Below are 22990 nucleotides of genomic sequence, written 5' to 3'. Positions count from 1 at the left end.
CCCCCTGACTCGCCGTCCCAGCGCCTTTGTCGCTGCCACCGCTCGGCAGCTTGCTGCTCTATCGCCCGCACCTGAGGAGGAGACCGCTCGCACGCTTACACGCGATTCGCTAGCTCCAGACGTCTCCGCGGTGCTGCTCTTCCTCATCGCAGAACAATTCGCGGATGCAAGCGACGCAGCAAAACGACTTGACCATCGAAGCGATCCAGAGGTTGTCGCGTTGCTGCGCCGGGCGATAAAGAACTTGGGGGAAGGCCGGATTCTGCGCATCTACCGGGATGGGCAGAAGCGCAAAGGCAGGCGCACAATCGAGGGTCAGCGTCTGGCCGAGATTGCGGAGTGGTCACTCGCCCATGAGCTCTTGACATCGGTGGAACAATTCGCCGCTGAGCTACTCAACGAGGAGCCATTCGACTCGAGGTCTGCCGCTTCGATCGTGGACAATGTTCTTTCTCTAACAACTCGCGAAACGAACGTCGACGAGTCGCGTTCCTTCACCACGGGCTTTCCCGGTCCACATCAGCTGGCGACTCTGTTGGACAAGACAATGGGAACCCTTCGTCGACTCGCGTTGGTGAACGTCCCACCGCCTCGCGATTCAGACGGCCGTCTCTGGTCGGCCTGGCTCGCGGAGCGCGCCAAAGTTGCGCCCTTCGTATGGCCAAATCACTTCGATCTGCTGTTCAACGATGGGTTCCAAGATCGCGGCAAGTCGGCAGTCTTGGTGCTGCCGACTGGCGCAGGCAAGACAAGCGTCGTCATGACAAAGATAGCTGCGACGCTGCAGGCCGGCCAGAAGGTTGTGTTCCTCGCCCCCACTCACGCGCTGGTTGAACAGCTGACAGAGGAGTTGGGCCGAGTCTTCGATGATGTGGCGGGACTTAGCTCGAATCCGTTGGACGGATTATTCGTGTCGGAGCAGTTGTCCCAGCTTGAGGTGATGACTCCCGAGCGGTGCCTTGCACTACTTTCGTTCGCGCCCTCCGCGTTCGAAAACCTTGGCTTGCTGATCTTCGATGAATGCCATCTACTCAGCCCGGACTCGGGAGTCCGTCGGTCCATCGATGCCATGTTCTCGCTGCTCAAGGTCGCAGATGCCGCACCTCAGGCCGATTGGGTGCTCATGTCAGCGATGGTCGAAAATGGCAAGGAGCTCGCGAGGTGGATCGAAGCTGTCACCTCGCGTCCATGCATCTTCAAAGACTCGTTGTGGAAACCTACTCGCCAGGTGCGTGGAGTGGTCGCCTATTCGCGGGGTGAACTTGAGAGTGCTGCACAAAGTGCCCTGGCAACGCAGGCGGCGAATGATCGCGCGGACGGTCGAAGGGCCAAGTCGCTACGCGCCGCAGCGCTGCGAGAGCTCAAGGTACGAGCGCTTGCCATTTTCGGCCTAGTTCACAACTGGCTTTACCTGGACGGCAACGGGCGGCTTACGGCGAATGTGAGCTCCTTGCCACTGCTGCCAGAACCGGTTCAACTGGGTGGGAAGCTCGAGGGTGGTTCCATTCGGCTGCTTCCGAACACGAATGGAGTTGCGAGCGCAATTGCCTCTCAGGCGGCAAAGGCAGGCCTCAAGACCATCGTCTTCGTCAACACGAGGCCATGGGCCGTCTCAGTTGCGGCGAATATTTCCAGCCTTACCGCTCGCTCTCACGAAATGACGCGCCTGGAGCAGAGGCTTTGGGACGAAATTGTGGACGAGATAGGGTCGCCCGAGCTTTCCCTTGTCGACCCCACAGCGGATGCGGTTCCTCACCACAGTCAGTTGCTGAGACATGAGCGCAGGCTGGCGGAGATGTTGTTCAGGCGTCCCGATGGCGCTCGCACAATCGTCGCTACGCCGACACTAGCTCAGGGCCTGAATCTACCGGCCCAGATAGCCATTCTTTCGGGAGACCACCGAATGAACGTTGATACGCGCGAACGTACGCAACTTGAGGCGCACGAAATCCTCAATGCGGCGGCACGAGCGGGACGAGCAGGTCACTTGGCTAACGGGATAGTGCTCCTCGTCCCGGAGCCTCAAGTTGCCCTGAACGTCGACGGAAGTCTTGATGCGGAACTCCAGCAGAAGTTGCGCGCCGTCTTACCGGACGACGATAGGTGCATTACGATCTCGGATCCTCTCTCAAGGGTCCTGGACCGTTTCGCCGCGAGCAGGCTGACCACTGACGAGGCTTACGGGCTGAACCGACTACTCGTAATGGATGGTGAGTCCAGGCCTCGGGTGAACGTCAACGTGCTCAGGAGGTCCTTCGCCTTCTATAGAGCACAGGAGACGGGCACGCTCGAGACTCTCGAGCGCCAGTTTGAGCAGCTCGTCACTACCGTCGAAAGCATCGATTGGTCGGCCGCTTCCGCGATCGCTCTGGAGGTATCAGGGCAAAGCGGGCTTTCTCCTCAAGTTGTTTCCCAAGTAGAGACATTCGGACGTGAGCTTTCACCCGCTAAACCAAAATCGACCAGAGAGTGGCTCACTGCGACCATCGCCATGCTCGACATGTACCCAGATGTGTGCCGAGACCTCGCCGGCGGTGACTATAGCCAGATCGAGAAGCTGACGAGCTCCGGTTCGATTAGTGACGGACTGCGGGCTGCTCACCGGGGAGCGCGCGCGTGGATCGACGGGTCGCAGTTTCGAGACATCGAAGCTTCGATTTCGGAGATCCGTGTACCCGATGTCGTGAACATCGATCGAGCGCGAAAGCTTGTACTCACCCTCGTGCCCAGGACGTTGTCATACGCCATGCAGCTACTCACGAGCATGTGCCTAGAGACCTTCGAGTGGGACAGCCCTTATCAACGCGCGGTCGCTGAGACAGCCGTCTCCTGTCTGCAAAAGGGTGTCGACACCCCGGTGAAACTGGCCTTCGCCGCCACGGTGAAGTCGAACCCAACGCGTAGAACAATCCTCGCTCAATTCGACGCGAGCTCTGCGACCGCGCTTGAGCCGTTTCCCACGGACGACTACGCCACCATCCTTTCTCGAGTAAGGGCTGTTGTCGGCGCTTCCTTATAGTTGCGCGAGCGCGTGGACAGGCTAATCATCAACCTCAACCTGTGTAACGATCGGTCTCTGAGGTCTCCCGTAAACGGTGCGGGTAGCCTCGCCGGGCCTTCGCGTCCACCAACGATGTGGCCGACGTACCACCCTCGCGAACGGCTCAGCGAAGCTACGGGGCCACTCGTAGTCAAGTGGCTTACTGATGACCATCTCGAGGTGATCGTGCGGTTCTAGGCGTGACGGGCCTTCAGCCTCTTCGTCCGAAACGAATCGATCCTCTCGGTCAAACACCCACCCACACTCGAGCACTGTCGCTGGTCGTTCACCTACGTTGTACACATTTACGACCAGTTCCCACCGATCGGGGTCGAAATCAAGGTCGAGCATGTATCGAATCTCCCCCGTCACTACGATGATCGGCTGGTCGAGACGAGAGCGCGCGAACTGCCATGCAAGGCTGGCTGCCGCGACTACGAGCGCCAAGAAGGCGAAGAAGTCTGACAATGTCACAAGGACACTTTGCTCATTGGAACGCGCTGTTGAGACCCGATTTGCGGCGGTTTCGCATATTGATTTACCGACGTCGGTACGGAACCTCGGTGGCTCGGTGCACACTTTATGCATGCTTGAACCACCAGCTCCCAAGCCGTGGAGGGCTTCGGACCAGGAAGCTATCGAACTCTGCCGCGACTGGATGGTCTTCATGGGCGCGGATGATGTCGTCGTGGCGGCCGATCGAGCCCGCGAAGTTTGCCATCTGTATAGCGGCCGCTATCTGGCCTGGGTGGATAATCGCCGCGGAAATCTGGACCCAGAGTTAGTTCTTTGGGCCAAGAACACTGCGGCTGGGGACGGGCGGAACGCCCTGGTCTTCCTTTCAGGTGGTGTGCTGCCTGAGGCTCAAGACCAGGCGGACGCCGCCGGCGTAGCGCTCCTGCGGTTTGACGCTCAGGGAGGGAACCTCGATGGTGTTAATCGCGTCGGCCGCCGGCTCCGAGAGAGCGGGCTGGCGATCACTTGACGGTGAGATCACTGCAACGATTGACCGGTGAACGAATCGACGGCGCCCGCTTGCACTGGATCGCTTTGAGGCCGCGCCGCCCGAATAAGCTCAGTTCGCGCAGCTGCACGCGACATTTCAACCGTCTCTTCAGCAGGCTCCCGCCGCATCGTCCCAACTAGGCCAGCAATCGCTGATGCCTGGTTAGCGGCGATGACCGCCGCCACGTTGTTCTGCGTGCCCCGGGTGAGACCGACGTAAAGACCCGCGGCATCGACGCCGGGGCCGACAAAAGACAAGTCGGTTGTTTCACCTTGCACGCCGTAAACCGTCGTCGCGTATGCCAAGTGGAGGTGTGAGCCGGCATACTCGTGGCTGATCCTTCTCACGTCAGTCGAATCTCGGTTAGATGCGAGCATCACATGATCGGCTGTGACGCGCTTCACCACCCAGCTTTGGCGATTCTGCACGTCCGTAGCGCTGTCGTTGCGACGCGTCTGCACGACGTCTCCAACGAATATAGGCTGACCTGACTGTCCAGAGGTGCCGTTTGTGACGTCGACCGATCCGTCGGCGATGCGACGCGCTTGAATCTCCTCGCTGACCGCTTGAGCTTCTAAATGCGTCGCCGTTATTAGGGCAATTGTCTGCCGGGTCTGAGCTGCGTCAAACCATGCCGCTACCATTTCGTTGCGCGCGGCCACTTCATTCTCCAAAATCCGGACGTGGCCGGTTCGGACGAGCTCGTAAGCAACTTCTGCGGCCTCGCGGCTGTCCGGGTCGCGGAGTCTGAGGCTCAAACCTGCCCATGCGGGATCCTTGAATCTGTGGATGATGTCGAGCTCGACTTGCCGGGTCGCACGACGCCAGAAGAGAGCCATGGCACCCGAATGGCCGACAGGAAGTGCTTGACGCTGGTCTCCGACGAGGGCAACACTCGCCCCTGTTCGACCGACGATCTCCAAGAGCGCGTTCGCGGCTTTGAGGTCGAGCATGCCGGCTTCGTCAACAACGATTCGGTCGCCAACGCGGATGTTAATTCGAGGCCCCGAGTACCGAGCCCCGGTTGCCGGATCTATCTCGCCGATTCGCAAGCACGACCATGTTGTCGCGCCGGCTTGATTCGTGCCCCACCGCCAGCCATAGTCATACAGCAGCTGGTGGAGCGATGACGAAGAGCTCTCGGCTTCGCGGCCCGCGACAGCAGACGCTTTCTTCGTCGGGGCGACGATGATCATGTTCCGACCGCGACTACGAAGGGCGGCTCCCGCCACCTTGAGCATTGTCGTCTTCCCACTTCCAGCGGCGCCCGAGACCGCAACGAGCCTGTCAGTTCCCGCAACCGACGAGGCGCCGCTCGCTTGTCCCCGATCCAGGGTTCGCTCTGGCTCCATCAAGCTTGCAAGTCGTGTGATCTCTCCTAGCGGATGTACATCTCCGGGCGCAGCAAGCGACTCTATCTGCCGAGCGACACTTGCTTTGAGGGTCGCTGTCGAGGTCGCCATCCTGCTCTTGATATGCCGAGGTACGTCCGGTTCGGACAAGAGGGTGACCGTGTGCGTCCGGATCGCGAACGAGCACACTTCGTCGACTACCGCAGCTAGCTGTGTTCGATCGGCTACGACGCCAGTTGCGGACACTGCTCGGATCGCCCCTGCTCGAACGTCCATGTCGCTGAATCGACCTCCCGTTCTGGTCGACCTCCCGTCCGCGTCGACGATAGCCTTTGCCGCAAGCAGCTTGACATCGAGCGCCTCGATGCCGATCGATGGTGCCGCCACGGCGGTCCTGGGGCGGCCGAGTTCCGGATCAGCAGCCAAAAGCTCGGCCATTACTATCGACGCCCAATCCCCCTCGTTCAACTGGCCCGGCTTGTTCGGCCGGTCCGCTGCCCACGCCCACTGATCGATCTGGGCCAATACGCTGGAGGAAGGTTGCTCGCCGGCGTGCTGCTCCATCCACTGACGGAGATGTGCCGCCTTGTTCGATTCAATCTGAACCGCGCGCTTTGATAGCGGTCGCACCACGTGCTCCAATTGCGCGATCTCCCCGTCAGAGTTCAGGGTGAAGCCCCTGGAAGCCAGCGCGCCGATCCAAGTCGGGTCGGTCCTAGAGGCAAGGTCGCCTTCGGCGTTCACGATGTTCTGGAATCGGAGAGCAACGCGAGTGTCGACGTTCGACCACTTCCCGTCGAGTCCTTGGACCTTGACGTTCAACCACAGATGGCGGTGCTTATGCGGATCCAGTGAACGAGACCGTTCGTGTCGCAGCTCGACCACTTCGATGCGCACCAGTTCCTCCCGAATGGAACCCTGCTTTCCGCGTCGCGCGTTGAGCTCGGTCTGCCAGAGCTTGATGATCCGATCCCGCAACCGGTCCTGCAGATCCTCGTACGCGGCCGCCAACTCCGGGTCCAGCATCGCCGCGATCGAGAACGACTTCGGCGAGTTGATCGTCGCATCCAGAATCAGATCAGCGACCGGCGACTCCAGATCCCGGCCTCGCCGCTCACGGGTGAGCGGGTCCACACCGTCGACCCAATCCTTCAACTGCGAGCGGGTGAGTAGGTCGTCACGGATGGCGCCGTTCTCGACGATGTAGCGGGTCATCACCGCGTCTGCGTAGCCGGCCGCAGCGAGGACACCGTCGGCGGTCTTGGCCGTGAGAGTGGCGTCGCAGACCCCGCCGAAAGCGTACTGCACCGCCTGCCTCACCCCCTGCGCTGCCTGCCCGCGCTTCCAGCGCGCCACTCCACCTCTCACACTTAGAACTTCCGGTTACGCGCTCATTCTGGCGCGCACCTCGCGCGCACATCTCGAAGAGTGCCTACGTGCATTGGCTCTTGGTGTAGGCCTTACCTCTGCGTGCTCGTAGGCTCTCTCGTTCTGTCCGTTCGCCCTTCCATCTCGTCGTTCCCTGTTGTCGTTGCTCTTCCTCGGTTCCTTCCCTTCCGTGCTTCTCTTAGAAAACGCTTTGGCTCGGGATCGTCGCCGGCGTTGGCGTGCCGATCGGGTGTCGCCAGCCGCCGCTGGCTCTACGGCTCGCTCCCGTCCTAAGGCTTCTCCGTGGTCTGACAGCACCGTGCCGCGACCAAATCGGAATTACGCCCATGACGACGCACCAAACGTCCTGAAGGCCTGACGGCGACGGGCTCGGCCCCGGCGCAGCGCTGCTCGATGAGCGAGATGGCCTTGTCGCCCGTGAACCAGCCGGGTCGTTCGGCGCAGGGCAGGTTGCGAAAGTAGTTGCGCCCATGTCGCCACGTTGTGGCGTGCAGGTGGGCGTCGGCCAGGCGCGCGGCGAGAGCGGGCAGAAGCGGCTCGATCGTCGGGAGCACTAGAACTAGTCCTTCGAAGACGACAGCCTCCGGATCGAGGGTCGCGACGATGCCCGCGTTCACAGTGCCCAGAGCGTCCAAGAACGCGCCTTCGTCGGGCGCCTGCCCGGTGGATGAGATCACAAGTGATCGCTCGGCGGGTCACATCCCGCCGGCGAAGGGGAGCCGAGGCACCTGGCCCGCCGCGCCATGAGCCCCGCGAAGGATCCGGCCGCCGACGTGAAAGCCGCGGCGAGCGATGCGCCGACCATGAGCAGCGCGACGTCACTGAGCCCTGTTGCCGCCCCGCGATCGATCTCCGCCGCCAGTGACATCGCCGAGTCGTTGGCCGGGCCGACGGCGAGACGACGACACATCGAGCGCCTGCACGAGTCCCCGCCCCGTTCAAGAGCGCCCACTGAGGTGTGCGTCCGCAACGTGGCCCTCGTTTGCGATTCGCGCTGGCAGGGCGTCATCCACGCCACGGCGTCGTGGACGGCCGAGGCGGCGCTCTCGATGTCGTAGCGGCCGCCCTGCCGGCGTTCGGCCAAGACCTGTCCCGCAAGATCAGTGACCACCGCGACTATCGATCGCCCGCCGAGATCGAGGCCGCCTACGACTCCGAGCGCGGGGTTGGTGACGACCCGGCGGCTCTCGCGTTTGGCGAGGTGGTCGCGCCCGTCGAGGAGATACCCTTCGTCGCGCAATTCGCGCACGATGCGGGAGGTGGACGGCAAGCTGAGCCCTGTCAGTTCGGCGAGCGAGTGCCGTGTGCTCGCCCCGCGCTGAAGGAGGGCCTCATGGGTCATCGCCCCAGGGTACCGGGGTGCCCGCTTCCGGGGTTTCCCCGCCGAGCGTTACAGCTGCCTGCGCACACCTGGCTTTTGTCGAATGTCCACGTCAACCTTGACCGTCTTCGGCTATCGTGATGCCTCTCGTGAGCTCACTACGCGGTCACGTGGCTCATCGCGGTTGCGGAGTCGCGGATGACCATGCCGACCGGGACAACTACGTGACGCGGCTGCATGCCCGGATGCTTCATGGCCTCAACGAGCAGGTCCACGGCCGCGCGCGCCATCTCGGGGAGGGGCGAGCGGACGGTGGTCAGCGGCGGCGTGAGATGGTGAGCGGCGGGTATGTCGTCGTATCCGACGACAGAGAGATCGCTGGGGATCCGGATTCGCATCGACGACGCCGAAACGATAAGTCCGACTGCAATGATGTCGCTGGCCACGAACACGGCGGTGGGGCGACGCTCTGACGCCATGATCTGCGCAAGCACTGTCGCCCCGTACTCCTCCGTGAATGACCCTGTGCCGCGGAATTGCTGATCGGGGTCAATGCCGTTTTGACGGAGGACATCAACGTAGGCGCGAAGCCTGTCCTGAGTGGTTCGCATGTTAGAGCCTGCGATGAAACCGATATCGCGGTGTCCTTGCCCCACCAAGTAGGAAACGGCTTGGAAGGCTCCCGAGTAGTCGTCCTGGAAGACGGTATTCGTCTCGAGTTCCGAATCCTGCGGTTCGTCCACGACCACCAGCGGGAAGTTCGCGCGAATCGCTTCGTCGAGCGCATCATTTCGAAATGTGGTGCCCAAATAGAGGAGCCCGTTCAAGCTCAGGCGCTGGGCCAACTCGACGTACTGCCGTTCGTTACCGGGAAGGTTCGTGGCGGAAAAAATGACGGTGGAGAGCGATTGCTGATCCGCAGCCGCTATGAGCTCCTCGGCGAGCACAGCGAAGTAGGGGTTCGTCAGCTCAGGAACGATGATGCCCACGATCGGGCTGCGTTTTGGCGGGGTGCGCTTGGCTCGAGGGCGGTGCACGTAGCCGGTTGATTCCAGGGCAGCATCCACCCGCTCCTTGGTCTCTCCCTTCAGGACGAGAGTGCCGTTGAGATACCTCGACACAGTAGACGGCGCGACGGCCGCACTCTTCGCGACCTGCTGAATACTCATCTGCTCAACCCCTCCGGCGAATGGCGGCGCATTGCGCGGACTAAGGCTATACCGATCGGTGTTGCGTACGCAACAAAAGAAACAAAGTCACGCAATTGTGTTGACACGGCGTCGGGTGTGTGTCACTGTCTCTGGCATGGAAAACCCGATTCTCAGCGCGAATTACCTCCGTCAGCTGCCCAAGGCGGAGGTGCACTGTCACCTGGAGGGGTGCGTGCCGCCGAGCACGGCAGTCGCGCTCGCCGAGCGCAATGGTGTGACACTTCCCGCCGGTGCGCGAGTCGGGGACGGCCGGTATCACTTCCTCAATTTCGATGAGGGTCTGGCAATTTATGTGGCCGTTTCGCGCTCGATGCAGACGCCTGAGGACTTTGAAGCGGTCACGTACGAGAGCTTGACGGTCGGCGCCCGCGGCGGGCTGCGTTACCGGGAGATTGCTTTCAATCCGCAAAACCATCCGGAGCTGAGCTACGACCAAATGATTGGCGGGATCCTGGCTGGTGCCCGTGCGGCTGAAGCGGCCGCGGGGGTTGTGTCGCGAGTTGTCGTCGCGATCAATCGCGAGCTCGGGGGAGAGGCTGCCGTGCGGTTGGTGCAGGATGTGATTGCGCACCCGCATGATGAGGTCGTAGCCATTGGCCTCGACTCCAACGAGTTAGCTGGTAGGCCCTCAGAGTTCGTTGAAGCCTACGACCTCGCTCGCAGCGCCGGCCTTCGGCTCACCGCTCACGCCGGGGAGCATGGTGACTCTACCGAGATGGTGGAGTGCCTGGACCTCCTCAAGGTCGACCGCATCGACCACGGGTATGCGGCTCTGCTCGATCCACAACTCCTTGCTCGCACGGTCGACTCGCAGATTCCCTACTCCGCCTGCTGGTTCGTCGACGAGCCTGCCCTCGAAGTGGAAGGTCGCCGTCGCGATCTCGCCGCCATGGCGGCGGCGGGGCTAAACCTGTCCGTCAACTCCGATGACCCGGCCCTCATCGGTCCAGAACTCGACGAATGCTTCGTCGACGCAGCTGCGCATCTGGGCTGGTCTGTCGAGGATGCCGAGAAGTACGCACTTTCAGGCCTTGACGCCTGCTTTGCGGACGACGCCACCGTCGCACGCCTCCGCGCCGAGTTCATTGCTGAACTCGATCGCCTCCGCCCGGTCGCCTACGGCACCAACGACAAGTAAGGACACGACAATGACAATGAAGTCCCGCTCCCGATGGGGCAAGACGCGCAAGACGATTCTCGGCCTCGGTGTGGTGACGGCGATTGCGGTCGCGCTGTCAGCGTGTTCGGGCGCATCCGCTGGCTCCAGCGCCACCTCGAAGGGTAACCTTGGGCAGCTGAACTATGCGTTCTCGTGGCTCAACGACGTGACCCAGGCGGGTCCGTACATCGCTAACACGGAGGGCTACTACACGAAGGCCGGGTTCTCCTCGGTCAAGTTCATCTCCGGCGGCCCGTCGGCCGTCTCGGTGCTCACTCAGCTCGCGAACGGAACTGCCCAGTTCGGCGTGTCTTCGCCGACAGAGATTGTCGGTGCAAACAAGAACGGCGCCTCGTTCCGGGTCATCGGAGCGATGTATCAGAAGGACCCGCGTGCGATTGTGTCGCTTGCCGGCAAGCCGCTGAAGACTCCTGCCGATCTCAAGGGCAAAACGATCGCTGTGTCTGATGCCGACAAGCCGTTCATGAAGGCCTTCCTGGAGGTCAATGGGCTCAAGGACAGTGACGTGAATATCGTTCCATTCCAGTACGACCCGGCTCCGCTGGTCGCAGGACAAGTGGACGGCATCCTGGACTATTCGACGAACTCGCCGATCAGCCTGAAGGAAGCCGGGCAGAACCCGGTCGTGATGATGTTCTCCGACTTCCACTGGGCCACGGTCACCCAAACGTACGTCGCGTCGACAGACCAAATTTCGAAGAACCGTGCCGTGCTGAAGGCCGCCCTGCTTGCCGACATCATGGGCTGGCGCGCGGACATCGCCGACCCCAAAAAGGGAGCGGAGCTGGCTGTGAATAAGTACGGCAAGTCACTGAAGCTCAACCTCGACAACCAGGTAGCCGCTAACCAGGCGGAGGTTGCGCTGATGAAGACGCCCGACACCGAAAAGAACGGCATCCTCACGGTGACGGATGAACTTCAAAAGGACACCGTGAAAACCCTTGCGCTGAGCGGCGTGAAGACGAGCGCGAACGATCTGTTTGACCTTTCCCTGCTGAACGAGGTGTACAAGGAACACCCCGAGCTGAAGAAGCTGCCCTGACCGTCCCCACCCCGGAGTGAAGGAGCTCGTCATGTCTGCACACGTAGACCAATCACCCGCCACGGCGCCCGCCGGCATCCAGCTCGAAGACGTCACGAAGGCCTTCGTTGCCCGCCGCAGGCGGACAGACGCTCTCGGCGGAGTGAGCCTGACAGTGGAGCGTAATCAGTTCGTAAGCCTCATCGGGCGTTCTGGCTGCGGTAAGTCGACCATTCTCCGGCTCCTCGCCGACCTAGACCGCCCCACGTCGGGAAACGTATCGATCAACGGCCGCAGCCCCTCAGTCGCCCGCAAGAGCGGGCGACTGGGGGTCGCATTCCAAGACTCGGCTCTCTTGCCCTGGCGCACCGTGACCGACAATATCCGGTTGCCTCTCGAGGTAGCCGGGCGGAAACCTGACGGCTCGACCATTCAGGACATCATCGACCTCGTTGGCCTCCGCGGGTTCGAGAAGTCTCGGCCGAACCAGCTCTCCGGCGGCATGCGCCAGCGTGTCTCGATTGCCAGGGCCCTCGCGTTTGAACCGGAAGTTCTGCTCCTGGACGAGCCTTTCGGAGCGCTTGATGACATGACCAGGCAGCGGCTGAACCTGGAACTCCAGCGAATATGGACAGAACGTCCTGCGACCACGCTGCTGGTGACGCACGGTGTGTCAGAGGCAATCTTCCTCTCTGATGTCGTGGTGGTGATGACGCCGCGTCCCGGCCGCATCCTGCGTATGGTGCCCATCGATCTGCCGCGGCCACGCGTGCCTGAGATGATGCGAACGCCGGAATTCCACCGCTTGGTCGACGAGCTCAGCGAACTGCTTTTCGAGGACGCCGCAGGTGCTGCTCCCACCGAGCCGGTCACGCGGAGCGCCTGATGACAACGATCGAGACTACCCGCAGGCAGGGAGCTGCGCCGTCCGGCTCGCCCCGTCGGCCAAAGGTTCCCCGCGAGTCTCGGGCGGAACGGCAGGTGCCGGCGGTCGTCTGGACAGTTGGTGGCTTTGCGCTCGCGCTGGCGTTGTGGTGGATCGTCGCGATCTCGGGTGTTCTTCCCGCTGCCTCAGTTCCAAACCCTGGAGCGGTCGCCGGGGACCTGGTTGCCAATTTCCCTTTCTACCTCAGCAACGCCATGCCGACCCTCGTAACGGCGCTCGAAGGCTTTGCTATCGCGGTCGTTGTCAGCTTCGTGTTCGGGGCCATCGGCTCGCTGACCGGACTGCTGGAGCGGTCCGTGTCCCGGGTTGGCCTGGCGATCTACTGCCTGCCCCTTCCTGCGCTCTTGCCTCTCATCTCGAGCCTTCAGGGTCCCGGACAACCCACTCGCATAACGATGGCCTTCCTGTTCTCCTTCTTCCCCATGCTCATCGGCACTCTTGCCGGTCTCCGCGCGACTCCTGCCGACACTGCCGCGATCGTCTACTGCGCCGGCGGCGGAAGACTGAAGATCCTGCTCAAGGTGGGAGTGCGGTCCGCGCTGCCGTACATCATCGGAGGGATGCGCATCGCAGGACCAGGAGCGCTTCTGGGTGCGCTGGTCGCTGAGTTCAGCGGCGCCGAGAATGGGCTCGGTGTTGCCCTGGTCGTGAGCCAGCAGAAGCTCCAAACCGCCCAGACGTGGGGAATCGCCATTGTCGCCACCGTTCTCGGAGGTGCTTTGTACGCTGTCATCACCGCTGTCGGGCGCTGGCTGCGAGCAGAGCCAGTTGAGGCACAAACATCGTTCGCCGCCGGCCCGGGCGTGAACCCGCTGCGCCGTGCGCTTGAGTTCCTGACCCCGGCGCTCGCGCTCATCGTAATTTGGCTCGCGTTGATCACATTCGGCGGCGCAAGCCCGCTTGTCTTCAAATCGCCCATCGATGTCGTGAACTATCTCGTCAGCAACGAAGCGGCAGCGGATCACCGCAACGCACTGCTGTCGGACTGGCTGACAACAATGCGCGACACGGGCATGATCTTCGTCGTCGGCATGGCCGCTGCCCTCCTTGCTGGATGTGTGCTGGTCAGCTTCCCGGTGCTGCTGCGCCTTGGGCTGCCGCTACTCATCGCCTCGCAGTGCGTGCCGCAGATCGCTTTCATTCCCCTCTTGGTTGCGATCTGCGGCCGGGGGCCGGCCTTCATCGTGGTCACCGGCCTCCTAGTGGTCTTCTTCCCCGCAATGATCATCATTGTCACCGCCTTGGAAGAACGATCACGCTCGACCATCGACGTCGTGACTGTCTTTAGCGGCGGACGTTGGTCCGTCCTCCGCTTCGTCCGGCTCCCCGGCGCTGTTCCCGGCATTCTGAACGCCGCCCGGATCAGCATTCCACTTGCGCTGTTCGGGGCACTCGTCGCCGAATGGCTGGTAACGGGCACGGGCATCGCCCAGGCCATGACCACCGCGACAACCACGTTCGACTACTCCCGCCTGTGGGCAGATGTCGTCGCGGTGACAGTGACAGTGATCGTCCTGTACGAGGTCGTGGCGCTGCTCCACGAGCGCGCGGCACGGCGATTCGCGGGCTAAAACCGCACCTTCATCCACCACATACTCGGGCGCGGCGCCACCGTCATGCCCGCAGACAAGGAGAGCACACACATGGTCCGTTTCATCGGCCCCGATAACGACGCCTACGTCGCGAGCGTCGCGCGCCACATCGACGAGTTCGAAGAGCTCACGGGCCTGCCCGCCACGCTCGAGATCATTGCGGAGACCGACTACGTCACCAACTCGCTGGACGCGCTCCGGGCACGGCTGCGCGGCGAGTCTGCGCCCGATGTCTACGTCTCAGGGCCTGTTTCAATGTGGAAGCTGGCCGGTGAAGGGCTTGTGGAGCCGCTCGACGACTACGTGCGGAACGCGTCCTTGAGCTATGACCCAGAGGACTTCATTCCCGAGCTTCTCGAGGTCAACCGTTGGACTGGCCGCCGTGGTGAGGCACTGGGTGCGGGACCGCTGCTTGAGATCCCGGTGAACTGGGAGACCTATAACATGGCCTACCTGCCGGATGTTCTGGAGCGTGCCGGTCTCAGCGAGCCGCCCGCGACATGGGAGGAGTACTTCGCGGCGGCAGCGCGGATCGCCGAGCGGGTGCCTGGCGTGCGCGGTTTCGCCCAGCGCGGCACGGATACCTGGCACACCATGTACACCGGTTTCGCCACACAGTTCTGGTCGTACGGCGCGGTTGACTTCGACCAGGATGGGCGGAGCGCTATCGCGAGCAGCACCGCGCTGGCAGCCACCGGCGACTTTCTTGCGGCGGTTCGGGCGTCGGGTCCGACGGCATGGCCGAATGGGCATTGGCTGGATGTGGCTCGCGACTTCGCCGCCGGAAACTACGGTCTCATCGTCGACTCCGACCACTACGTTGCCTTCTTTGAGGGCCCGGATTCCGCGGTGCGTGGCCAGGTGGCGTACACCCAGCCGCCCGTAGGCCCCGGCGGTCAGCGCGAAGCGAATATGTGGACCTGGTCGCTCGTGATGAACAGTGCCTCCAAGGAAAAGCAGTCCGCGTGGCGCTTCATCGAATGGGCGAGCTCCTCATCGTTCCTTACCAGAGCGGTGGCCGAGGGCAACATGAACCCGACGCGCCTGAGCACGCTCAGCAACGAAGAGTTCCGCGCCGACGCGGCCCGGTGGAACGGCTTCATGGACAACAGCCTGGAGCTTCTCCGCACCACCTCGCGTGTTCTGCCCACACCTATGCCCGAGTATCTCGACATCGCTGCTCGGTGGTCACGCGCCCTCGTCGATGGTTACGGAGCGCCCGACGCGCTCGAAGGGATCCTGACCGAGGCGGCGTCAGAAATCGAGGTCCTCTCCAGCGGAAGCGTCGCGCGCTCACTATGAAGGTAGGGGTCTTGGGCGCTGGGCGCCACGCCAACAACGCGCTGTACCCGGCGATTGTGGAGGCCGGGTTTGAACTGGTCGCCGTATGTGCCCGCTCGGGGGAGCGCGCGCAGCTCACAGCGCAACGGTGGGGCGCGACTCGGCACCATACCGCGCTCCAGGAGATGCTCGCCGCGGGCGGCCTAGACGGCGTGATCATCGCGGTCCCAGCCGGCGCCTACCGGCCCCTAATCGAACAGTGCATTACGGCCGACGTGCCAGTGTTCTGCGAGAAACCCGCTGGCGCCTCTGCCCGTGAGCTTCTCGAACTTTCCGCGCTATCCGACGCCGCTAGCTCTCCTGTAGTGGTCGGTTACATGAAACGGTTCGCCCCCGCCTACCAGCGGGCCCGGCAGCTGATTGACTCGATCGAGTTCGGAACGCCCACGCTCGCTCACTTTTCCTTCACCATGGGGCGCATAGATGAGTACCTCGCCGACCCGCGCCACTACCTCATCGACAACCCCGTTCATATGGTGGACCTAGCCCGGTTCTTCTTGGGCGAGCTAAGCCACCTCACAGCCCGGGTCAACCTCGTACCGGACGTCGGCCTGAGCGTGAGTGTTCTTGCCAAAGCGGACCAGGGCGCCACCTGCTCCTTTGACTTTTGCACGACCGCCTCCTTCGCCCACCAGGGAGAATCCGCTGAAATCTACGGGCACGGATCAGCAGTGCGCGTCGAGAACGTGGATACCTGCATCCACCGCCCCGTCGACGGTCCTGCGCAAGTCTGGCGCCCCAACTACACGCTGCCGGCACCGGAGAACTTCGGTCTGACAACCATGGGATTCATCCCGGCGCTGCAGCATTTCCGCGATGTTGCTGCCGGTGAGGCGGCGAATGAGTCCACGCTGCAAAGCGCTGCTCGAACCCTGGCCACCATGGAGAGCGTGTGGGCGGAGGTGGACGCGGCCATCAATGCCGGTAACGCAGGGTCCGCGATCACATGAGCGCAGCCACAACCCAACGGCAGGAACAGGCATGGTAATCGACATCGCACGAGAAGCCCTCGGCTGGGCGGGAAGTGTGCTCCTGGTTGTGTCGCTTTTGCAGTCGCGCATGCTCGCACTTCGCGTGCTCAACCTTGTCGCCGCGCTTCTCTTGATCGCGTACAACATTGCACTTGGGGTGTGGCCGTCCGTGGCCATGAACGTCGCGGTTGCTTTCATCGATGCGTACTACCTTCTCCCACCAAGCATTCGACGTCCCCGTCAACGCGGAGCAACGGTGGCTCAACACCGATCTAGCAAGCGGCCCGTCACTGCCCTCATGAAGACTTCGGCACCCGGGAAGGATCGGTGAGCCGTGCCTGATAACACCTTCACCTCCCCGTCGGAGCTCCTCCGGGAGGAAGAGAGCCTCGTTCTCCAACACGTGGACGAAGCCACGTGCTATTCGCTTGGGCACCACATCGCCAAGGTCGGGCTAACAAAAGGTCAGCCGCTAACGATCTCGGTGCGCTTGGGCGAGCGCAGCGTGTTCCACGCCGGCCTGCCCGGTTCAACCTCTCTCAATGACGCTGTGGTGACCGCGAAGTGGAACACTGCCAGGCGTTCTGGCCATTCAAGTTTGTATCAACGCAATCTGTGGCTAGATCGCGGCACCACCTTTGAGGAAGCCACCGGACTAGAATTCCCCGACTATGCCGCCTTTGGGGGTGCAGTCCCGGTTTGGGAAGAGGCTACGGGTGCTATTCAGGCGTTCGTAATCGTTTCGGGACTCTCCCAGGAGGAGGATCACGCTCTCGCAGTGAGCGCGATTCAAACGCAAGCAACCAACAGCCCTTGGATACAGCATCAACGCGGATCGGAGGGGAGGTGAATTCCGCGAGGATAAAAGATGTCGCGGCGTTAGCCTCCGTTTCGATCGGCACCGTCTCGAACGTTCTCAACCGACCTCAGCTCGTCGCTCCGGAGACAGTGAAGCGTGTCGAAGCTGCTATGGAGGAGCTGGCCTATGTCCCTAACGAGGCCGCGCGCCAACTCCGTCTTGGGCACAGTCACACCCTCGGTGTCATCACTCCCGACGCCAGCAACCCGTTCTTCGCTGATGTGACAGTCGCCGCTGAGAAAGCCGCGGCCGAGGCTGGCTACACCGTCATTGTGGGGAACAGCAACGGCAGTCTCGAGCGCGAAGCGGGTTACCTCGAGCTTTTCGAGAAGCTTCGGGTCAGGGGAGTTCTTGTCGCCCCGGTCGGCGAATCAACCCCCCGACTCGCACAGATGCGAGGGCGAGGCACTCCCGCCGTGCTCGTCGGAACGGACGGTGACGCCTCCTGCAGTTCCGTATCCGTCGACGACGCCGCTGGTGCCGCGATTGCGGTCGACCACCTTGTCCGCACCGGTCGCAGACGACTGGCATTCGTCGGAGGGCCGCTCGCGATGCGACAGGTGAGCAATCGCTTCACCGGCGCCAGCCGAGCAGTCCGGAAATATGCGGCGGTCTCGCTAGAGCACATTGAGCTACGCGAGATGACGGTAGAGGAGGGGCGCGCAGCTGGGCGCCAGCTAGCTCAGCGCCGCGCCGCGGATCGCCCTGACGGCGTGTTCGCCGCGAACGACCTCCTCGCGATTGGCCTGGCCGCATCGCTGTTCACCGAAACGCGAGCCGCTTCCCCCGAGCAGATGGGGCTTGTCGGCTACGACGACATCACCTTTGCAGCCTCTTCGACGGTGCCCTTGAGCTCCGTGCGACAACCAACTGAGCTCATCGCCCGCGCCGCCATCGACCTCCTCCTCCAGGACGCCGAGTATTCCGGGCGCGCACCACGTCATGTCCTGTATCAACCAGAACTGGTGATCCGCGCAAGCAGCGCTGCGACTCCAATGCTCGTGAAATCCCCACGCGGACGAGCGCCGGCCGATCTCACCCGGGCACATAACCCGCATAGAAGACTAAGGAAAATGGATGACCCTCACCACTAACATCCGCTCGCAGCTGGCGTTGCAGGCGATCGAACTGCCGAGCTGGGCGTTCGGCAACTCGGGCACCCGCTTCAAGGTGTTCGGCACCCCGGGCACCGCGCGGGACCCGTTCGAGAAGATTTCGGACGCGGCGCAGGTGCACAAGCACACCGGGCTCGCCCCGAGCGTGGCGTTGCACATCCCGTGGGACAAGGTCGACGACTACGCCGACCTGCGCAAGCACGCGGAGGACAACGGCGTCGCGCTGGGCACGATCAACTCGAACACGTTCCAGGACGACGACTACAAGTTCGGGTCAATCACGCACCACGACGACCGCATCCGCCAGAAGGCTATCGACCACCACTTCGAGTGCATCGACGTGATGAACGAGACCGGATCGCGCGACCTGAAGATCTGGCTGGCCGACGGCACGAACTACCCGGGTCAGGACTCGATGCGCGCCCGGCAGGACCGTCTGGCGGACAGCCTGCAGAAGATCTACGAGCGGATCGGCGAGGGCCAGCGGCTGGTGCTGGAGTACAAGTTCTTCGAGCCGGCGTTCTATCACACGGATGTTCCCGACTGGGGCACGAGCTACGTCCAGACCGCGGCGCTGGGTGACCGCGCCTTCGTGTGCCTCGACACCGGGCACCACGCGCCGGGGACGAACATCGAGTTCATCGTGATGCAGCTGCTGCGGCTCGGGAAGCTGGGTTCGTTCGATTTCAACAGCCGGTTCTACGCCGACGACGACCTGATCGTGGGCGCGGCGGACCCGTTCCAGCTGTTCCGGATCGTCTTCGAGGTGATCCAGGGCGGCGGGTACGGCAACCCCGAGGTCGCGTTCATGCTCGACCAGTGCCACAACCTGGAGGCGAAGATCCCGGGCCAGATCCGCTCGGTGCTGAACGTGCAGGAGGCGACCGCCAAGGCTCTGCTGGTGGATGTCGAGGCGCTCGACGCCGCCCAGCGCGCGAACGACGTGCTGGCGGCCAACACCGTCTTCATGGATGCGTTCAACACGGACGTGCGCGGCGGCCTGGCCGCCTGGCGCGAGTCGCGCGGGCTGCCCGCCGACCCGATGGCGGCCTACAAGGCGTCCGGGTACCAGGAGAAGATCGAGGCTGACCGCGTGGGCGGCACCCAGGCCGGATGGGGCGCCTAGCCCACGCCCTGTCGCCACAAAGGCATCCTCACGACACCACCTCAAAGGAATCGACAATGGTAAATGAAACGATTCAGTGCCTCTTAACTCGGTCGAACCGCCTCGGGTCGGACCCGAAGAACACGAACTACGCCGGCGGCAACACCTCCGCCAAGGGCACCGAGACCGACCCCGTGACCGGCGAGCCGGTCGAGTTGCTGTGGGTGAAGGGATCCGGGGGAGACCTCGGCACCCTGAAGGAGCAGGGCCTCGCGGTCCTGCGCCTCGACCGCCTCCGCGCCCTGCAGAACGTCTACCCGGGCGTCGAGCGCGAGGATGAGATGGTCGCAGCCTTCGACTACACCCTTCACGGCAAGGGCGGCGCGGCGCCGTCGATCGACACGGCCATGCACGGCCTGGTGGATGCGGCCCACGTCGATCACCTCCATCCCGACTCCGGCATTGCGATCGCGACCGCCGCGGACGGCGAGGAGCTGACGAAGACGATCTTCGGCGGCCGCGTGGTGTGGGTGCCCTGGCGGCGTCCCGGATTCCAGCTCGGCCTCGACATCGCCGCGATCAAGCGGGAGAACCCGGAGGCGATCGGCACCATCCTCGGCGGCCACGGGATCACCGCGTGGGGCGACACCAGCGAGGAGGCGGAAGCCAACTCGCTGTGGATCATCCGGACCGCGGCCGACTACATCGCCGAGCACGGCCGGGCGGAGCCGTTCGGAGCCCGCATCGTCGCCAACGAACCGCTGGAGCCGGCCGAGCGCCGTGCGAAGGCGGCAGCCCTCGCGCCGACCCTCCGCGGCCTCGCGTCGACCGACAAGCCGCAGGTCGGCTCGTTCACCGACACAGACGTCGTGCTGGACTTCCTCGCCTCGGAGGAGCACGTCCGGCTGGGTGCGCTCGGCACCTCGTGCCCGGACCACTTCCTCCGCACGAAGGTGAAGCCGCTGATCCTCGACCTGCCGGCCGACGCGTCCATCGAGGACTCGATCGAGCGGCTGAAGCAGCTGCACGAGCAGTACCGCGTCGAGTACACCGCCTACTACGAGAAGTACGCCACCCCGGACTCGCCGGCGATGCGGGGCGCGGACCCGGCCATCGTGCTCATCCCGGGCGTGGGCATGTTCTCCTACGGCAAGGACAAGCAGACCGCGCGCGTGGCGGGCGAGTTCTATATCAACGCGATCAACGTGATGCGCGGTGCCGAGGCGATCTCGTCGTATGCGCCGATCGATGAGGCGGAGAAGTTCCGGATCGAGTACTGGGCGCTGGAGGAGGCCAAGCTGCAGCGTCTCCCGAAGCCGAAATCCCACGCGGGCCGGATCGCGCTCGTCACGGGTGCCGCCTCTGGGATCGGCAAGGCGATCGCGACCCGGCTCGCGGCCGAGGGCGCGTGCGTCGTCATCGCCGACCTCGACGTGGAGAGGGCGCGGGCCGCCGCGGCGGAGCTCGGCGGCACGGATGTGGCGATCGGGGTGGCGGCGAACGTCACCAGCGAGTCGGACATCCAGAAGGGGATCCAGGAGGCGCTGTTGCAGTTCGGCGGCCTCGACCTGATCGTGAACAACGCCGGGCTTTCCATCTCGAAGCCGCTGCTGGAAACGACAGAGGCGGACTGGGACCTGCAGCACGACGTCATGGCCAAGGGCTCGTTCCTGGTCTCGAAGGCGGCAGCGAAGGTCCTCATCGAGCAGGGCCTCGGCGGCGACATCGTCTACATCTCGTCCAAGAACTCCGTCTTCGCCGGCCCGAACAACATCGCCTACTCGGCGACCAAGGCCGACCAGGCGCATCAGGTGCGGCTGCTCGCGGCCGAGCTCGGCGACTACGGGGTGAAGGTCAACGGCATCAACCCCGATGGCGTCGTGCGCGGCTCCGGCATCTTCGCCGGCGGCTGGGGCGCCAAGCGCGCCGCGGTCTACGGCGTGCCCGAGGAGGAGCTGGGCAAGTACTACGCCCAGCGCACCCTCCTCAAGCGCGAAGTGCTGCCCGAGAACGTCGCCAACGCCGTCGCGGTCCTGACCTCGACGGATCTTGACCACACCACCGGTCTGCACATCCCGGTAGATGCCGGGGTCGCGGCCGCCTTCCTCCGATGAGCGAGAAGGGCACGGTCGCCGCGGTCGATCTCGGCGCCACCAGCGGCCGCGTCATGCACGCCCGCGTCGGCCCGGACACGCTCGAGCTGACGGAGGCAGCTCGGTTCCCCAACACGCCCGTTCGAGTTTGGGAAGGCGACCGCGAAGCCCTGCACTGGGACCTCAACGGGCTTTACGCGCACGTGCTCGACGGCCTCGCGACGGTCGCTCGGAACGATCCGGAGCTGCGCAGCATCGGAGTGGACTCGTGGGCCGTCGACTACGGGCTACTCCGTGGCGGCCGGCTGCTGGGCCAGCCCTACCATTACCGCGACCAGCGCACCCAGCGGGGGGTGTCGCTCGTGCACGCGGCCGTGGAGCCGGCGCAACTGTATCGTGAGGGTGGTCTGCAGTTCTTGCCGTTTAACTCGCTGTACCAGCTGGCAGTCGATGCGGCCGAGGGGTCGCTCTCGGCCGCTGACCGTTTCCTGCTGGTGCCGGACCTCATCGGGTACTGGCTCACCGGTGCCCAATATTCGGAGCGGACCAACGCCTCGACGACCGGACTTCTCTTGGATAACGGCAGGTGGAACGAGGCGCTTATCGATTCGTTGGGGCTTCCATGGCGAGTTTTTCCTCCGCTGGTCTCGCCCGGAACTCGTCTGGGTCGGCTTCTCCCTTCGCACAAATTCGGGTTCAGTCGTAGCGGGCCCACCGTCACGGCGGTCGGCTCGCATGACACCGCATCGGCGGTCGTCGCCGTGCCGATGGATGCGTCCCGTGCCGCCTACATCTCCTGCGGCACCTGGGGTCTCGTGGGCGTCGAGCTCGAGAGCCGCGTCATCTCCGACGAGGGTCGGGCGGCGAACTTCACCAACGAGGGCGGGGTGGACGGGCGCATCCGCTATCTCCACAACGTCATGGGGCTGTGGCTGCTCAGCGAGAGCATCCGCGAGTGGCAGCGCCGCGGCCTGCACGTCGAGCTCGCCGGCCTGCTGGCCGAGGCGGCCGAGCTGCCCCGCCCGGCCGATGTCTTCGACGTTGAGGACCCGCGCTTGCTTGCACCAGGCGACATCCCGGGCCGCATTGTCGAGTGGTTCGAGGAGCGGGGACTGCGCGCTCCCGCTTCGCCTGCCGGCATCGTGCGCGTCATCGTCGAGAGCCTGGCCGCGGCGTTCGCGTCGACCGTTCAGACGGCCGCAACCCTCACCGGAGTGCCGGTTGAGGCCGTCCACATCGTCGGCGGAGGAGCGCGTAACGCGCTGCTGTGCCAGGCCACGGCCGACCGCAGCGGGCTGCCCGTGCTCGCCGGGCCGGTCGAGGCGACCGCCATCGGCAACGTCCTGGTGCAGGCCCGCGCGGCCGGCTTCCTGTCCGGCGACCTGGAATCCCTTCGCACCCTGGTCGGCCGCACCACCCAAATCATCCGCTACGACCCCCGTTAGGAT

Annotated in this window: 18 protein-coding genes; 14 read left to right on the top strand and 4 right to left on the bottom strand. The window is 63.7% G+C overall.

Features of this window, described 5'->3' with window-relative positions; translation table 11 throughout:
- The first annotated feature begins 130 nt into the window (after positions 1-130).
- Together ACTJI1_RS11700 and ACTJI1_RS11695 are read left to right on the top strand one after the other, a co-directional pair.
- A complete protein-coding gene (locus tag ACTJI1_RS11700) occupies positions 131-3019 on the top strand; it encodes a DEAD/DEAH box helicase (RefSeq protein WP_440742778.1) in 2889 nt (962 codons plus the stop codon).
- A gap of 607 nt (positions 3020-3626) precedes the next feature.
- Positions 3627-4025 (top strand): hypothetical protein, encoded by a 399-nt coding sequence (locus ACTJI1_RS11695; RefSeq protein ID WP_440742777.1) that lies wholly within the window; start codon positions 3627-3629, stop codon positions 4023-4025.
- Between the two features lie 8 nt (positions 4026-4033).
- On the opposite strand, the gene ACTJI1_RS11690 is transcribed toward ACTJI1_RS11695, so the two are convergent.
- The 4 genes from ACTJI1_RS11690 to ACTJI1_RS11675 all read right to left on the bottom strand — a co-directional run bounded on the left by ACTJI1_RS11690 (position 4034) and on the right by ACTJI1_RS11675 (position 9277).
- A complete protein-coding gene (locus ACTJI1_RS11690; RefSeq protein ID WP_440742776.1) occupies positions 4034-6754 on the bottom strand; it encodes an AAA family ATPase in 2721 nt (906 codons plus the stop codon).
- Positions 6755-7056: 302 nt separating this feature from the next.
- A complete protein-coding gene (locus ACTJI1_RS11685; protein ID WP_440742775.1) occupies positions 7057-7464 on the bottom strand; it encodes a hypothetical protein in 408 nt (135 codons plus the stop codon).
- The gene (locus ACTJI1_RS11680) at positions 7461-8129 is read right to left on the bottom strand and encodes a winged helix-turn-helix transcriptional regulator (RefSeq protein WP_440742774.1); all 669 of its coding nucleotides are present in this window, start codon (positions 8127-8129) and stop codon (positions 7461-7463) included. Before ACTJI1_RS11680 ends, ACTJI1_RS11685 begins: the two co-directional genes overlap by 4 nt.
- A gap of 137 nt (positions 8130-8266) precedes the next feature.
- The gene (locus ACTJI1_RS11675) at positions 8267-9277 is read right to left on the bottom strand and encodes a LacI family DNA-binding transcriptional regulator (RefSeq protein ID WP_440742773.1); all 1011 of its coding nucleotides are present in this window, start codon (positions 9275-9277) and stop codon (positions 8267-8269) included.
- Positions 9278-9413: 136 nt separating this feature from the next.
- On the opposite strand from ACTJI1_RS11675, the gene add reads away from it, so the two are divergent.
- The 12 genes from add (at position 9414) to ACTJI1_RS11615 (ending at position 22987) form a co-directional block, all read left to right on the top strand.
- Entirely contained in the window at positions 9414-10457 is a 1044-nt protein-coding gene (gene add, locus ACTJI1_RS11670) for an adenosine deaminase (protein ID WP_440742772.1), read from the top strand.
- A gap of 10 nt (positions 10458-10467) precedes the next feature.
- On the top strand, positions 10468-11541 hold the full coding sequence (locus tag ACTJI1_RS11665) for an ABC transporter substrate-binding protein (RefSeq protein ID WP_440742771.1): 1074 nt from the start codon (positions 10468-10470) through the stop codon (positions 11539-11541).
- 31 nt (positions 11542-11572) lie between these two features.
- A complete protein-coding gene (locus ACTJI1_RS11660) occupies positions 11573-12406 on the top strand; it encodes an ABC transporter ATP-binding protein (protein WP_440742770.1) in 834 nt (277 codons plus the stop codon).
- The gene (locus ACTJI1_RS11655) at positions 12406-14037 is read left to right on the top strand and encodes an ABC transporter permease (RefSeq protein ID WP_440742769.1); all 1632 of its coding nucleotides are present in this window, start codon (positions 12406-12408) and stop codon (positions 14035-14037) included. The genes ACTJI1_RS11660 and ACTJI1_RS11655 overlap by 1 nt, the downstream gene beginning before the upstream one ends.
- A gap of 72 nt (positions 14038-14109) precedes the next feature.
- The gene (locus tag ACTJI1_RS11650) at positions 14110-15360 is read left to right on the top strand and encodes an ABC transporter substrate-binding protein (RefSeq protein WP_440742768.1); all 1251 of its coding nucleotides are present in this window, start codon (positions 14110-14112) and stop codon (positions 15358-15360) included.
- Positions 15357-16349, top strand: coding sequence for a Gfo/Idh/MocA family protein (locus ACTJI1_RS11645; RefSeq protein WP_440742767.1), 993 nt, complete (start codon positions 15357-15359; stop codon positions 16347-16349). Before ACTJI1_RS11650 ends, ACTJI1_RS11645 begins: the two co-directional genes overlap by 4 nt.
- 31 nt (positions 16350-16380) lie before the next feature.
- Positions 16381-16701, top strand: coding sequence for a hypothetical protein (locus ACTJI1_RS11640; protein WP_440742766.1), 321 nt, complete (start codon positions 16381-16383; stop codon positions 16699-16701).
- A gap of 3 nt (positions 16702-16704) precedes the next feature.
- Positions 16705-17220 (top strand): heme-binding protein, encoded by a 516-nt coding sequence (locus ACTJI1_RS11635; protein WP_440742765.1) that lies wholly within the window; start codon positions 16705-16707, stop codon positions 17218-17220.
- Positions 17217-18323, top strand: a complete 1107-nt coding sequence (locus ACTJI1_RS11630; RefSeq protein ID WP_440742764.1) for a LacI family DNA-binding transcriptional regulator — start codon at positions 17217-17219, stop codon at positions 18321-18323. Before ACTJI1_RS11635 ends, ACTJI1_RS11630 begins: the two co-directional genes overlap by 4 nt.
- On the top strand, positions 18307-19470 hold the full coding sequence (gene rhaI, locus ACTJI1_RS11625) for an L-rhamnose isomerase (RefSeq protein WP_440742763.1): 1164 nt from the start codon (positions 18307-18309) through the stop codon (positions 19468-19470). Before ACTJI1_RS11630 ends, rhaI begins: the two co-directional genes overlap by 17 nt.
- A 56-nt stretch (positions 19471-19526) precedes the next feature.
- Positions 19527-21563 carry a bifunctional aldolase/short-chain dehydrogenase gene (locus ACTJI1_RS11620; RefSeq protein WP_440742762.1) on the top strand — a complete coding sequence of 679 codons (2037 nt, stop codon included), beginning with the start codon at positions 19527-19529 and terminating at the stop codon, positions 21561-21563.
- Positions 21560-22987: a rhamnulokinase gene (locus ACTJI1_RS11615; RefSeq protein ID WP_440742761.1), complete on the top strand. Its 1428-nt coding sequence runs from the start codon at positions 21560-21562 to the stop codon at positions 22985-22987. Before ACTJI1_RS11620 ends, ACTJI1_RS11615 begins: the two co-directional genes overlap by 4 nt.
- Positions 22988-22990 lie beyond the last annotated feature (3 nt).

The sequence above is a fragment of the Leifsonia sp. 22587 genome (genome assembly GCF_052044215.1).
Lineage (GTDB): Bacteria > Actinomycetota > Actinomycetes > Actinomycetales > Microbacteriaceae > Leifsonia > Leifsonia shinshuensis_C.
This window is presented reverse-complemented; position numbering and strand designations above follow the sequence as displayed.

Excerpts from the sequence above, each read along its gene's own strand:
- ACTJI1_RS11695 (WP_440742777.1), top strand. The coding sequence starts at position 3,627 with ATGCTTGAACCACCAGCTCCCAAGCCGTGGAGGGCTTCGGACCAGGAA.
- ACTJI1_RS11680 (WP_440742774.1), bottom strand. The coding sequence starts at position 8,129 with ATGACCCATGAGGCCCTCCTTCAGCGCGGGGCGAGCACACGGCACTCG.
- ACTJI1_RS11675 (WP_440742773.1), bottom strand. The coding sequence starts at position 9,277 with ATGAGTATTCAGCAGGTCGCGAAGAGTGCGGCCGTCGCGCCGTCTACT.
- add (WP_440742772.1), top strand. The coding sequence starts at position 9,414 with ATGGAAAACCCGATTCTCAGCGCGAATTACCTCCGTCAGCTGCCCAAG.
- ACTJI1_RS11665 (WP_440742771.1), top strand. The coding sequence starts at position 10,468 with ATGACAATGAAGTCCCGCTCCCGATGGGGCAAGACGCGCAAGACGATT.
- ACTJI1_RS11660 (WP_440742770.1), top strand. The coding sequence starts at position 11,573 with ATGTCTGCACACGTAGACCAATCACCCGCCACGGCGCCCGCCGGCATC.
- ACTJI1_RS11655 (WP_440742769.1), top strand. The coding sequence starts at position 12,406 with ATGACAACGATCGAGACTACCCGCAGGCAGGGAGCTGCGCCGTCCGGC.
- ACTJI1_RS11650 (WP_440742768.1), top strand. The coding sequence starts at position 14,110 with ATGGTCCGTTTCATCGGCCCCGATAACGACGCCTACGTCGCGAGCGTC.
- ACTJI1_RS11645 (WP_440742767.1), top strand. The coding sequence starts at position 15,357 with ATGAAGGTAGGGGTCTTGGGCGCTGGGCGCCACGCCAACAACGCGCTG.
- ACTJI1_RS11640 (WP_440742766.1), top strand. The coding sequence starts at position 16,381 with ATGGTAATCGACATCGCACGAGAAGCCCTCGGCTGGGCGGGAAGTGTG.
- rhaI (WP_440742763.1), top strand. The coding sequence starts at position 18,307 with ATGACCCTCACCACTAACATCCGCTCGCAGCTGGCGTTGCAGGCGATC.
- ACTJI1_RS11620 (WP_440742762.1), top strand. The coding sequence starts at position 19,527 with ATGGTAAATGAAACGATTCAGTGCCTCTTAACTCGGTCGAACCGCCTC.
- ACTJI1_RS11615 (WP_440742761.1), top strand. The coding sequence starts at position 21,560 with ATGAGCGAGAAGGGCACGGTCGCCGCGGTCGATCTCGGCGCCACCAGC.